At 41.1% G+C, this 13,067-nt stretch carries 12 protein-coding genes; 9 read left to right on the forward strand and 3 right to left on the reverse strand.

Features of this window, described 5'->3' with window-relative positions; all coding sequences use genetic code 11:
- The first annotated feature begins 32 nt into the window (after positions 1–32).
- The 3 genes from ALE3EI_RS02750 to ALE3EI_RS02760 all read left to right on the forward strand — a co-directional run bounded on the left by ALE3EI_RS02750 (position 33) and on the right by ALE3EI_RS02760 (position 2,164).
- Positions 33–833 carry a DUF547 domain-containing protein gene (locus tag ALE3EI_RS02750; RefSeq protein WP_186990605.1) on the forward strand — a complete coding sequence of 267 codons (801 nt, stop codon included), beginning with the start codon at positions 33–35 and terminating at the stop codon, positions 831–833.
- Positions 834–903: 70 nt separating this feature from the next.
- Positions 904–1,662 carry a TIGR04283 family arsenosugar biosynthesis glycosyltransferase gene (locus tag ALE3EI_RS02755; protein ID WP_186990607.1) on the forward strand — a complete coding sequence of 253 codons (759 nt, stop codon included), beginning with the start codon at positions 904–906 and terminating at the stop codon, positions 1,660–1,662.
- A gap of 67 nt (positions 1,663–1,729) precedes the next feature.
- A complete protein-coding gene (locus ALE3EI_RS02760; protein WP_186990609.1) occupies positions 1,730–2,164 on the forward strand; it encodes a hemerythrin domain-containing protein in 435 nt (144 codons plus the stop codon).
- A gap of 14 nt (positions 2,165–2,178) precedes the next feature.
- Here the strand turns inward: ALE3EI_RS02760 and ALE3EI_RS02765 are convergent, their stop codons facing one another.
- Positions 2,179–3,192 (reverse strand): glycoside hydrolase family 113, encoded by a 1,014-nt coding sequence (locus tag ALE3EI_RS02765; protein ID WP_186990611.1) that lies wholly within the window; start codon positions 3,190–3,192, stop codon positions 2,179–2,181.
- 128 nt (positions 3,193–3,320) lie between these two features.
- A complete protein-coding gene (locus tag ALE3EI_RS02770) occupies positions 3,321–4,037 on the reverse strand; it encodes a DUF547 domain-containing protein (RefSeq protein ID WP_186990613.1) in 717 nt (238 codons plus the stop codon).
- A gap of 146 nt (positions 4,038–4,183) precedes the next feature.
- Between ALE3EI_RS02770 and ALE3EI_RS02775 the strand changes: the two genes are divergently transcribed.
- The 5 genes from ALE3EI_RS02775 to ALE3EI_RS02795 all read left to right on the forward strand — a co-directional run bounded on the left by ALE3EI_RS02775 (position 4,184) and on the right by ALE3EI_RS02795 (position 10,660).
- Positions 4,184–5,482 (forward strand): NAD(P)/FAD-dependent oxidoreductase, encoded by a 1,299-nt coding sequence (locus ALE3EI_RS02775; RefSeq protein ID WP_186990615.1) that lies wholly within the window; start codon positions 4,184–4,186, stop codon positions 5,480–5,482.
- Positions 5,483–5,485: 3 nt separating this feature from the next.
- Positions 5,486–7,387, forward strand: a complete 1,902-nt coding sequence (locus ALE3EI_RS02780) for a 4Fe-4S binding protein (RefSeq protein ID WP_186990617.1) — start codon at positions 5,486–5,488, stop codon at positions 7,385–7,387.
- A gap of 98 nt (positions 7,388–7,485) precedes the next feature.
- Positions 7,486–8,181, forward strand: coding sequence for a glycosyltransferase family 2 protein (locus ALE3EI_RS02785; RefSeq protein ID WP_186990619.1), 696 nt, complete (start codon positions 7,486–7,488; stop codon positions 8,179–8,181).
- Positions 8,178–9,671 (forward strand): cellulose synthase family protein, encoded by a 1,494-nt coding sequence (locus tag ALE3EI_RS02790; protein WP_186990621.1) that lies wholly within the window; start codon positions 8,178–8,180, stop codon positions 9,669–9,671. The genes ALE3EI_RS02785 and ALE3EI_RS02790 overlap by 4 nt, the downstream gene beginning before the upstream one ends.
- Entirely contained in the window at positions 9,671–10,660 is a 990-nt protein-coding gene (locus ALE3EI_RS02795; protein ID WP_186990623.1) for a lipid A-modifier LpxR family protein, read from the forward strand. The genes ALE3EI_RS02790 and ALE3EI_RS02795 overlap by 1 nt, the downstream gene beginning before the upstream one ends.
- Here ALE3EI_RS02795 and ALE3EI_RS02800 read toward each other — a convergent pair.
- A complete protein-coding gene (locus tag ALE3EI_RS02800; RefSeq protein WP_186990625.1) occupies positions 10,657–11,883 on the reverse strand; it encodes a M20/M25/M40 family metallo-hydrolase in 1,227 nt (408 codons plus the stop codon). The genes ALE3EI_RS02795 and ALE3EI_RS02800 overlap by 4 nt on opposite strands.
- Positions 11,884–11,915: 32 nt before the next feature.
- On the opposite strand from ALE3EI_RS02800, the gene ALE3EI_RS02805 reads away from it, so the two are divergent.
- Complete coding sequence (locus ALE3EI_RS02805) at positions 11,916–13,037, forward strand: TolB family protein (protein ID WP_186990627.1); 1,122 nt, start codon at positions 11,916–11,918, stop codon at positions 13,035–13,037.
- Positions 13,038–13,067: the final 30 nt, after the last annotated feature.

Below are 13,067 nucleotides of genomic sequence, written 5' to 3' on the forward strand. Positions count from 1 at the left end.
TTACGTAAATAAAGGACACTAAATAATTGACAATGAAATATATCTTAAAAAGGCTAGCATTCGTATTACTTGCTGTTTCAGTCGCTTCCTGCAATCTTTTTTCTGCTGCCGGTCTCAGCAGCCAGGGACAACCCACAAAAGAAGTAGAAGGGGATCTAACTTCCACGACGGCCAATTCGGCTGTTAATGTGGATCATTCACAGTGGGATAAACTACTGAAAAAATATGTGGATGAAACGGGCATGGTCGATTATAAGGGCTTTCAGAAAGACCGGGCTCAATTAAATTTATATCTTCAGAATTTATCGTCATACGACCCTACCAACGAATGGAGCGTTCAGGAACTTTTAGCCTATTATATAAATCTTTATAATGCTTATACAGTCGATGCCATCCTTCAAAATTACCCGGTAAAAAGTATAAAGGATATAAGTGGCGTCTGGACTAAAGGATCGGTTCCTGTTGGTGGCAGAGAATTATCGCTAGGCGGGATCGAAAACGGAATCCTTAGAAAAATGGACGAACCGCGAATTCATTTCGCTATCAATTGTGCGTCTATTTCGTGCCCAAAATTATTAAATGAAGCCTATACGGCATCAAAGATCAATGAACAATTGGAAATGGCTACCAGGGAGTTTATAAACAGTGATAAAAACGAGATCACGGCTAAAACCCCAAAAGTAAGTTCGATCTTCGATTGGTATAAAAGCGATTACAAGGTCGATGGACGCACCGATGTTATTGGTTTTATAAACAAATACAGTACAACAGAAATAAATCCGCGTGCAACCTTACAATACAAGGATTACAACTGGAATTTAAACGAACAATAAGCAAACACACACCACATGAAAACCTCATAGGATTGGCTTCTTATGGGGTTTTATTTTGTAGTTTTAGCTCATGATTAGCATTATCATTCCTGTATTAAATGAGGCCGGAAGCATAGGTAAGTTATTGGATCATCTCTGTGAAAATGCTTCGAAAGGACATATCCTTGAAATACTCATTGTGGATGGGAATAGTGATGATGGAACGGTTCAGGAAGTTTCAGATCACGCCGAATCTTCAACATTTAAAATTTCAGTAATTCTTTCCGAACGAGGACGCGCCAATCAAATGAATGCAGGGGCCAAAGCAGCAACGGGAAGCATATTGTATTTCCTTCATGCCGATTCCTTTCCGCCGAAAAATTTTGACACTTATATTATATCAGAAATAAACCAAGGAAGTACAGCAGGTTGCTTCCGGATGAAGTTCGATTCTATGCATCCGGTATTAAAAGTTTCTGAATGGTTTACCCGTTTAAACTATAAGTTTTGCAGAGGCGGAGATCAATCCTTGTTTATAAAAAAAGAGGCCTTTGAAACCTTGGGAGGCTTTGATGAAGCCTATATTATTTATGAAGATTGCGAATTCATCAACCGAATTTACGATCGTTTCAAATTTAGCATCATACCAAAGTATATTATTACTTCCTCCCGTAAATATCATCAAATTGGGACCTGGAAACTTCAATATCACTTTGCTGTAATTCATATTAAAAAGCGAAGAGGCGCCGGTCCACGGGAGCTATACGCCTATTATAAAAAGTATATTCAGCAGGCACTTAAGGCTGATAGCGTATTGGATCCGACATCAAAAATGGTTACCGAAAAATAACATTTAAGATTTTGTAAACACCTTTTCAACTTTATTGGTTGTATTTTTCTGAAAAACCAAGACCAATATGAATATATTTGAAGCCATTCGAAAAGATCACGATCTGCAACGGGAGTTGTGTGATAAATTAACAAAAACTGAAGGTGCCAGCGATACCAGAAAGCAACTGTTTAAAGCATTGAAACACGAATTAAATGTTCACGCTATTGCCGAAGAACGTCATTTCTACTCACCCTTAATTCACAATGATATGATGCAGGAACACGCCCGTCACGGGATTGCAGAGCATCACGAAATTGACGATCTGGTAGAACAACTGGAAGAGACCGATATGGATTCTCCTGCCTGGCTGGTCTATGCCAAGCAACTATGTGAAAAAGTAGAGCACCATCTTGAAGACGAGGAACATACCTTCTTTCAATTGGCCGGAAAGGTATTTACCGAAACTCAGAAGAAAGCACTGGCAAAAGACTACCGGGAAGCGATGAGTGAAAAGCGATAATTCCGTTAATATTGTTACTTTGAGGTACTAAAACGCTGAGCAATTATTTTTTCCGCAGGTTTGTTCTGGGGCGTAAACTGTGAGTTCTCTATGCCACCAACCGTGTGATGATCTGGGAACCACTTCCAGACAAATCCGCCGGCTATCCATGGTTCGTCCCATAATTCATCAAATAATGCCTGGGTGAGATTGGTTTGGGCTTCCATATTTACCTCTTTCATATCCCTGTCGCTCTTCCATGGTTCCTTTCCGGCATAGTCGACACTTCTGTATCCAAACTCTGTAAATACTATTTTTAGATCATTAGCTTCAGATAACGCTTTCATTTCGGCCTTCCATGGCTGCCATCCCGCTTTAGCCTCTTCAATACCGGGTGTTTTACTTTCAGAAACAGGAAAATAGGCATCCACTCCAATATAGTCGAGTTGATTCCAAAAAGGAACCCGTTTGTATTCATCCCAATTGGCTGCGTAGGTCAGTTTTCCGTGGTAAACTTCTTTAACTTCAGCTATAAGGGTATTCCAGAAATCTGTACGTGACACGATAAACTGTTCCAGTTCTGTCCCAATACAAAACATATCGGCTCCGGTTTCCTGTGCTACTTCAGCGAATGTTAGAATAAAACCGCGATAGCTGTCTTCTAACACCCTCCATTCTTCTTCGGAATTCAATTTTAAATACCCGGTAAATTCCCCTCTTGACAGCCAAAGTTGAGGTTTCACCATGACCTTAATATTATTTTCATGAAGCATATCGATACACTGCTTCACCCCTCTTCTTGTCTCTCCAAACCACTGTCTTTGGGTGTCGAAAATAACCTTAGGATCGTCCACCGAACGGATAAAACCGAAAGGCATAATAGCAGCATAATTTGCATTCACCGCGGTGAGAGGATCCAGTTGATCCCTGTCCATCGCATCCCGAGAAGCAACATAACTTACTCCGTTAATTTTTGTGGTGGTCGTTTGGGTGCAAGCCGAAAAAACGGAACAGCAGAGCACGATAAGGACTAGAGAAATTTTATGCATGGGTGTAAATAAACCGAAAAATACAACTAATTTTTAAGTTGTGCTTCCGCTGCCTGCCGAACATTGGGGAACTGTGCAACAGGCGGGAAGACTAGTTTTCAGTTCTTTTATGATGAAGAAGACGACCCTTATTTTTTATTAAGACTCCAATTATATGTATAGTAACTTACAGAACTGCCTTTTAGTATTTTTTCCTTTCTGAATTTATTCAGAAAATCGATCTCGGTCCGGCCTTTCTTGACAAAATCATCTTTGTACCATTTGAAAATTTCCGACAGCGATACGTTTCCTTCTGAAACTCTTATAAACTGTGGATCATTTAACGCTTTGATCGTTTGTTCCTGAAGCTTCGTCTCGACACTGGCCGGGGTGTAAGCCGTAGAGATCAATGGCGGACAGCCTTTGGCTCCACACACCAAGACAAAATGAACACGCGCATCGTTAAATTTAGCGCGCAACATTTTATTTTCTATGTCATTCAACGTAAGTATTTTTCCGCCCAGCTTATATGTTGTCCTATCAAAAAAGCCATCTACATCGAGAGGAGAATTTAAGGGGTAGTTGTCAATAACACCTTTAATAACGGCGAGATTATAGGCGTTGATCCAAAACGCCTGATAAGCACTCTTGTCTGCTTCAGAAACCGAGATCATTGCTGCTGTTTTAAGAAGAGATTCCAATGGCTGTGGATCTTGTTTTAAAGCATCATAATCTACTTTTCCGTTAGAAACATAGCGCCCGAATAAAGCATCTGCCTCATCGAAAAAACCCGATAAGGTTTGTGAAACTACTTCGGAAGAGAAGCAGACCATCATTGCCAAAAATAGTAGTACAGTATTTTTCATATGCCTTAAATTACGAATAATAGGTCGGATTGGTTTCCTTAGAACTTACAATTTCAAGAGTCGATCTTAAAAAAATATGTGCATTTAAATTAAACCCGGTGTAATTACGTAATTTTATCTACGACACATAAGGAAACAGCTTTTCTATGGAACACATTGTAATTATCGGAAATGGGATTTCAGGCGTAACAGCAGCCAGACATATCCGCAAGCTTTCAGATAAAAAAATTACAATGATCTCTGCCGAGACCGATTATTTCTTTTCACGTACCGCCTTAATGTATATTTACATGGGGCATATGAAATATGAGCACACCAAACCTTACGAAGACTGGTTTTGGAGTAAGAATAGGATCGATCTTAAGAAGGGATACGTTCATAGAGTTCACACCAAGACAAAAGAAGTAGAGTTGACCGGAGGTGATCGCATAACATTCGACAAACTCATTATAGCAGTCGGTTCCAAATCGAATAAATTTGGCTGGCCGGGACAGGATCTGGATGGAGTTCAAGGACTTTATTCCTTTCAGGATCTGGAGGCGTTGGAAGAAAACGCACCTAATAATAAATCCTGTAAGCGAGCTGTGATCGTTGGGGGCGGACTCATAGGCATCGAGCTGGCCGAAATGTTGTCTACACGAAAAATTCCTGTCACCTTTCTGGCTCGGGAAGAATCTTTCTGGAACAACGTGCTTCCTAAAGGAGAAAGTGAAATGCTTAACAGGCATATAAAAAGTCATCATATCGATCTGCGTTTGGGAGTGAATTTGGGAGAGATCCTTGCCAATGAAAATGGCAAAGCCCGAGCTGTGACCATAAAAGAGACCGGGGAGCAAATAGCCTGCGACCTGGTGGGACTCACTGCCGGAGTTTCTCCAAATGTCGATTTTCTCAAAGAAAGTGAGATCGAAATAGACAAAGGAGTAAAAGTGAATCGATTTCTGGAGACAAATGTAAAAGACATTTATGCCATTGGCGATTGTGCGCAACAGGAAAACCCGAATCCCAATCGCAGACCCGTAGAAGCGGTGTGGTATACCGGACGAATGATGGGTGAAGTCGTGGCACAGACCATTTGTGGTAATCGCAGAGAATACAATCCCGGACATTGGTTTAACAGCGCAAAGTTTTTCGACATAGAATATCAGACCTATGGCTGGGTATTTCCCGATAAAAAGGACTACGAATCGCACTTCCATTGGAAGCACGATGATGACACCAAATGTATTACGATTGCCTATCACAAGGAAACCGGAGCTTTCCTAGGGATCAATACCTTCGGAATACGATTGAAACACGAAGTGATGGACCGATGGCTCACCGAAAAAAAGAAAATAGATTATGTGATAGAAAATTTAAAACAGGCTAATTTCGATCCCGAATTTTATCGCACTTTCGAAAAGGAGATCCTTTTGGCATATAACCAGCAACATATAACCGCATAGACTATGAGTACGTTTCAACGAAATATGTCGCTAACAGGAGAACCTCCAAAGACCATTAATACCCAACAGAAAATTGCCACTGTAATTGGTTTAACAGGACTTGTTATACTTCTTATAGCGCTTTTCAATGTCGACCTTCCAAACAATACCCTGTGGCTTACCGTAGCGCTTTGTTCGATGGGAGCCGGAACGATCTGGTTTGGGATCGCAGCCTATGCCCACAAACATCCTGGGATTAAGAACGATGGAGTGTATTTTAAATCCCTATCCTCCAGAGGATTCTGGGCCTGGATACTTGGGATCACTATGACCCTATTCTATGTCGTCCTCTATTGGTTTCCTCAATATTTAGGTTTAGTAACCGATGGCGAGAATAAGGGCGTTATTGCTCTGTTCGATCCTTTGAGTAAATTTATAAGTGGCAATTCTGCAAGCCAATGGTTTGTATACGGCACGCTTTACACACTCGCTATTCTTTCCTTCGGAATAAAATTCATTCTTAAATACCGTCACAACCGATATGAGATCATTAGAACCATCTCGGTAATGTTTTTTCAGTTGTCTTTTGCTTTTATGATCCCTGAAATGCTGGTGCGTTTTAACCTGCCGTATTACGATTTTAAAAATATTTGGCCCCTCAATTATGACCTGTTTGCCGATTATAAGATCGACGAATTTATAAGTGCAGGCGACGTGGGATTGATCATGCTTATTTTTGGTGTACTATCTATTTTTGTTATCACCCCAATTCTAACTTACAAGTACGGTAAACGCTGGTATTGCAGCTGGGTTTGTGGCTGTGGCGGACTCGCAGAAACTGCGGGTGACCCCTTCAGGCATCTAAGTGATAAGAGTCAGGGTGCATGGAAAATTGAGCGTTGGGTTGTTCACAGTGTGGTGGTTTTTGTTACGGTCATGACGACCGCTGTCGTGTTTTCCTATTTACGCGGAAACGAATCGGATGCTATTTCAGAATGGAGCGGACTGGAAGATAAGGTTGTTTTACTAAGTGCTACTGAAGGAAAGCCGCTAGGTGAACGTATTAAGGCTGCTGAAAAGGCCAAAGCGAACTCGGTTTATTTTATCAATAAGAATCCGCAATCGGACATCCCAGCGGTTACCAATACTGAAGATATCAACATTCCTTTCTATATCATTTCAGAAACTGAAAACGAAGTGGCTTTGCAGCGAATTAAAGCGGGATATGGTGGTACATTGCTGCTTGAGGGTGCCAATGAAAAATATATCACGGTCGATGATAAAAAGGATGTTTCGGTGTATGACAATTTATGGATCTCTAAGGAATTCTTTATTTGGTTCGTTATAGGTCTCCTCACTATTGTTTTTGCATGGGTAATGATATTTAGGAGAGAGCAACTGGCAAAGGATGCCAAATACGGCGCCATTGGTTATTTTGTCGTGGTGATCTCTATCTTATTGTTTACCTATTATAGTAACCCCGGAAAGCTGTTCTTTTTTGATGCCTACCAGCTTCGAAAAACCTACGGCTTTGTTATTGGAGCCATGTTTAGTGGCGTAATAGGTGTTGGTTTTTACCCCATCTTCGGAAGTAGGGTTTGGTGTCGCTTTGGATGTCCCATGGCAGCGATCCTGGGATTTCAGCAGCGTTTATTTTCCCGATTCAGAATCACTACAAATGGCGGACAATGTATCTCCTGCGGAAATTGCTCTACCTATTGCGAAATGGGGATCGATGTACGCGCCTATGCTCAGAAAGGTGAAAATATTGTTCGATCCAGCTGTGTAGGCTGTGGAATTTGCTCGGCGGTTTGTCCGCGGGGTGTCTTAAAATTGGAAAATGGTCCGTTGAAAGGAAGGATCGAAGGCAATGAAGTTTTACTCGGTAACGATGTCGATCTCATGGAACATGTAAACAGCAATTAATTTATCTCAAATAGGTGGATCTTGGTTAGTAATTTAACCTTTGTACGTCTAACCGATTGTTGTAAATTTTTTTCAGAAATTTGCTGCACTTAAAATCTATGGATCAGCAAATTAAAGTTATCATCCCCGCCTATGACGAAGCAGCATCGATTGCGAAAGTAATTGCTGCTATTCCGGATGGTGTGGATGAAGTGATCGTAGTGAATAATAACTCGGGCGATGACACGGCAGTTGTTGCTGCAAATGCAGGAGCAACGGTCCTAAATGAACCTAGACGAGGTTATGGTTATGCGTGTTTAAAGGGGATCGATTATATTAAAAAGTTGGATATTCTTCCGGATATCGTGGTTTTTCTTGACGGAGATTTTAGCGATTACCCCGAAGAACTTACAAAAATTGTTAACCCCATTGTGAAAACTGATTGTGATTTTGTCATAGGGGCACGTGTTAAAAAATTACGGGAGCCGGGATCCATGACCTTTCCACAACGCTTTGGCAATTGGCTTGCAACCACTTTGATGCGGCTTTTCTTTAGGTCACGATTCACCGATCTCGGTCCGTTTAGAGCCATAACGTTTGAAAAACTTATCGCACTGAACATGCAGGATAAAACCTATGGCTGGACCGTTGAAATGCAGCTGAAGGTCTTAAAAAGAAAATACAACTACACCGAGGTGCCTGTTCACTACCGAAACCGGATTGGAAAATCCAAAGTATCAGGTACGATAAAAGGTGCTATCTTTGCAGGCGTCAAAATTTTGGGCTGGATCTTTAAATACAGCATAAAAAAATGATCTTAGAAACTATTATCATCCTTATTTATTCTGTAGCGCTCATACTTATTTTTCTGTATGCGTTGGCACAGTTAAACTTGCTATTCAATTACTTGAGCGCCAGGAAAAACTGCGACAAGGATTGCGCGCTTTTTGATCTAAGCAATCCCGAAGAAACCCCAATGATCACCATACAGTTACCGGTTTATAACGAGTTGTACGTGATGGAGCGCTTGCTCAATAATATTGCTGAAATGGATTATCCGAAGGATAAACTTGAGATTCAGGTGTTAGACGATTCCACTGATGAATCGTTCCAAACCACGGCACAGCAAATAATTGAATTACAAACACAGGGACTCAATATTCAGCATATTACCAGGAAAGATCGAAAAAATTTTAAGGCCGGTGCTTTAAAAGAAGGCTTAAAGATCGCCAAAGGGGAATATATTGCCATTTTCGATGCAGATTTTCTTCCGAAGAAAAACTGGCTAAAACGAACCATTCCTTATTTTAAAGATTCAGAAATTGGCGTGGTTCAAACCCGTTGGGGTCATCTAAACAGAAATTATTCGGTACTCACCCGTGTTCAGGCTTTTGCACTCGATGCACACTTTACCCTGGAACAGGTGGGCAGGAACAGCAAAGGACATTTTATAAATTTTAACGGTACGGCCGGAGTTTGGAGAAAGGAATGTATTCTTGACGCAGGAAACTGGGAAGGCGACACCCTAACCGAGGATCTGGATCTTAGTTATCGTGCCCAGCTCAAGAATTGGAAGTTTAAATACCTGGAAGAGGTGGAAACACCAGCCGAATTACCCGTAGTTATTAGTGCAGCGAGATCTCAACAATTCCGATGGAATAAGGGAGGGGCCGAAAATTTCAAGAAAATGGCATGGAGGGTGTTAAAAAGTGGCAATGTTCCATTAAAGACCAAAGTTCACGGGATACTCCATTTGCTCAACAGTACGATGTTCCTCAACATTTTGATCGTGGCTATTTTAAGTATCCCGATGTTGTATATTAAAAACGAATACGAGCATTTAAAGATCTATTTCTTCGTAATGAGTTTCTTCATTATTAGCACAGTTATCTTCTTTATTTGCTATTGGTTTACCTACAAGAATATTTACGGCGGCGGTATCCGGAAATTTTTAAAGTACACCATGATGTTCTTTACCTTTTTCTCGATAGCCATGGGGTTTTCTCTCCATAATTCTATCGCTGTTTTGGAGGGACATATGGGTAAAAAGAGTGAATTTATTCGCACGCCTAAATTCAACATAAGCACCTTAAAAGAAAGCTGGAAAGGGAACAAATATCTTTCAAAGAACGTATCTGCCAATGTGATCATTGAAGGGTTACTGATGCTTTATTTTGGCTTCGGAATGTACAGCGCATTTGTTGTGGGTGATCAGGGGGGTGACTTTGGTCTTTTCCCGTTTCATCTAATGCTCTTTTTAGGATTTGGATTCGTGTTCTTTAAAAGTCTTACCAGTAAAGCCTGATGGCTAAACCATACACCTTGAATATCTTTTCCTATTTTTGGGGCATGATCAACCAACCAAAGGCGATCGTTATATTATCACTATTTCTGTTTTTTATTTCTGAAGCTTATTCACAGACTACGAATGAAAAAAAGGAAAAACCAACCTATTTCAAAAAACAGGTTGAGCTACTGCACGACAATGATTTTCTGTTGTTTACCGATTGGTACTATACTACCGGATCCTTTATTAGTTATCGCATCCTCCTCAATGAACTGGAGGAGGTTCGCTATAAAAGACAAATTGAATTTTCCCTGTCTCAGGAATATTATACTCCGTCTAATGTTGAGTCTGAAGACATTGAAGATTTCGACAGGCCATACGCCGGCTATAGTGCATTAACCAGCAAGCTTACATTTTCGAACAACAATTATTTGCTCGATTTTACTTTTCAAATGGGTGTATCCGGAGCAATTTCGGGGGCCGAAGGGTTTCAAAGTTGGTTTCATTCTACCAACGAATCTAAGGATCCAAGCTGGATCGGACAGATCGATGACGCTGTTCATGCCAATTTTTACGCCAATTACACGAAAGAGTGGAAGTTCTTGCCTAAGCCATTTAGTGTGCATGCCGCCTGGAGATCGGGATTGGCGATGGGAACCAAGGATATATTTATTCAAAACCAGGCTCTATTCTATTTTGGAAAACGCAATGACATAATGAATACCATGGCGTATCGCCAGCTTGGGGAGGTGAGACCGGAATTCTTTTTTGTAGTAAAATTTGCCTATCGTTATGTAATGCACGATGGTCTTTTGGAAGGCATCATTGTAGGAGATAATTCAGAATTTGTATTGGATCCGATCAATAATGTTTTTATTTACGGAATTGAGGGTTTTTATCGCAAACGGAGAATGGAATTTAAACTGGGTTACAATTACTCATCGCGTAAAGCTCCCACTACCGACTTGCATACCTGGATCACACTTTCTGTCGCCAGAAATTTCTAGAATTCTACTTCCACTTCAAGTGGCTGCTCCCCTCTTTTTACCGTTACTATAGTTTTTTCACCTTTTTCAAATTTCGAAAGTGTTTTCATATAGCTCATCATATCGGTCACGTCGTATTCCCCCATTTTAACTACTATGTCCCCTTTTTTCAGGCCGGCTTTAATGGCAGGTTTGTCTTCACTAACGCCATCAATACGCATGCCTTTTCCGGTAAATAGATAATCGGGAACAACTCCTAAAGTCACTTTAAATTCGGGGACCACTTCACTTTCGTTCTTTGTTTTTCTAAAGGCCAGCTTGCCTTGATTGCTTAATTCATTGATGACTCCATAGATATAATCTGAAATGATCTGCATCCCGTCATAGTTCAATTTGTCGGCGTCATCTCCGGGCTTGTGATAATCACTATGCTGCCCTGTAAAGAAATGTAGTACCGGGATATCGGCCAGATAAAAAGAAGTATGATCGCTGGGTCCGATCCCGCTTTCATGCTCGGCAATATTCAGATCGAAGGTATTGCTGGCAAACAAGGTTTGTTTAAACACCGGGGATGTTCCCACACCGTGAACGGCAACCGTTCTTTCGGTATTAAGCCTACCCACCATATCCATATTGATCATATAGTTAATTTGTTCTAAGTCTATGGTTGAGTTTTTTACGAAGTACGATGATCCTAAAAGTCCCATTTCCTCACCAGAAAACCCGATAAACAGATAATTATTTTTTTTATTTTCTGAAAGTCTACGGGCCAGGTCCAACATCACTGCTACGCCGCTCGCGTTATCATCGGCCCCGTTATGAATGGCTTCTCCCTCGCGATATAGCGATCCTTCTCCCCCCAGTCCTAAGTGATCGTAATGTGCACCAATGACTATAGTAGATGCCGCATTATGATCTAAATAGCCCACAACGTTTATTCCGGTTTGTGTGCTATCATTTTCACTATCGGCAAACTCGGCCTGTTCGTGTGGATTACTGCTGGGTCTAAATGTAAATTCCTGAAAATAACTTTGGTTGTCGCCCTTTGGCTCAAGTCCCAGTTCCTCAAAACGTTTCGCTATATATTCTGCAGCTAACTGTTCTCCCTCTGTTCCGGTTTGCCTGCCTTTTAAAGCATCATCGGCTAAAAACGTAACATCCTCCTGCATAGACACTACAGGTTTTGTTTCCGGTTTACAGGAAATTAGAAAGCAAATAAAAAATAGTATAAAAAATGCCCGCATATTATTACTTTTGCACAAAAGTAACGCTTAAAATGAAAAATACACTGTTAATTGCCCTTCTGTGCCTGTTAATTTCATGTAAAAATAATTCAGAAACAGACAAAGAGACACATGTAAATACTACCGAAAATACTTCAGAATTTAATAGCGGGACTAGCGATAGCCTGATCTACCCGGAAGAGAAGCATTTCAAATCTATAAAGCAAATCACTTTTGGAGGTGATAATGCCGAAGCATACTGGAGTTTCGACGACAAACAGATCGTCTTCCAGTCCAACAATTCAGAATGGGGTCTGGAGTGTGATCAAATGTTCCTGATGAATGTTGGTGAGACCTTTAAAAAATCTCAACCACCCATGGTGAGTACAGGAAAAGGCCGAACCACCTGTGCCTATTTTCTACCCGATAATAAACATTTTGTATATGCATCGACCCATCTGGCCGATGAAAATTGTCCCGAAGTACCGCTTAGAAAGAACGGAAAATACGTCTGGCCGGTTTATGACTCTTTCGATATATTCGTTAGCGATCTTCAGGGAAACATCACTGCTCAGCTAACCACAGAGCCCGGTTATGATGCCGAAGCCACAGTTTCTCCCAAGGGCGACAAAATAGTATTTACCTCAACTCGTAGTGGTGATCTGGAATTATACACCATGAATATCGACGGTACAGAGGTAAAACAAATTACCAACGAACTGGGCTATGACGGTGGGGCCTTCTTTTCTCCGGATGGTTCGAAGTTGATCTTTAGATCATCGCGACCCAGGACCGAAGCCGAAATCAAAGAATACAAAGATCTGTTAGCTCAGGGTCTGGTACAACCCACCGAAATGGAGCTTTATATTTGTAATGCCGACGGAAGTGACCTGAAACAGATCACTAATCTCGGAAATGCCAACTGGAGCCCTTTCTTTCACCCAAGTGGAAAGAAGATCCTGTTTTCTAGTAACTTTGAAGCAGAACGCGGATTTCCTTTCAATCTTTACATGATAGATATCGATGGGAAGAATCTGGAGCGTGTTACTCACAGCGAAACATTTGATGCTTTTCCAGTATTCTCGAATGATGGAAAATCGTTGATCTTCTCATCTAACCGAAACAACGGAGGGGGTCGGGATACCAATCTCTTCATCGCCGAGTGGCAGGACTAATATGTCCAACAAACCATATTCTATGACCTA

The organism is Constantimarinum furrinae (assembly GCF_014295415.1).
GTDB lineage: Bacteria > Bacteroidota > Bacteroidia > Flavobacteriales > Flavobacteriaceae > Constantimarinum > Constantimarinum furrinae.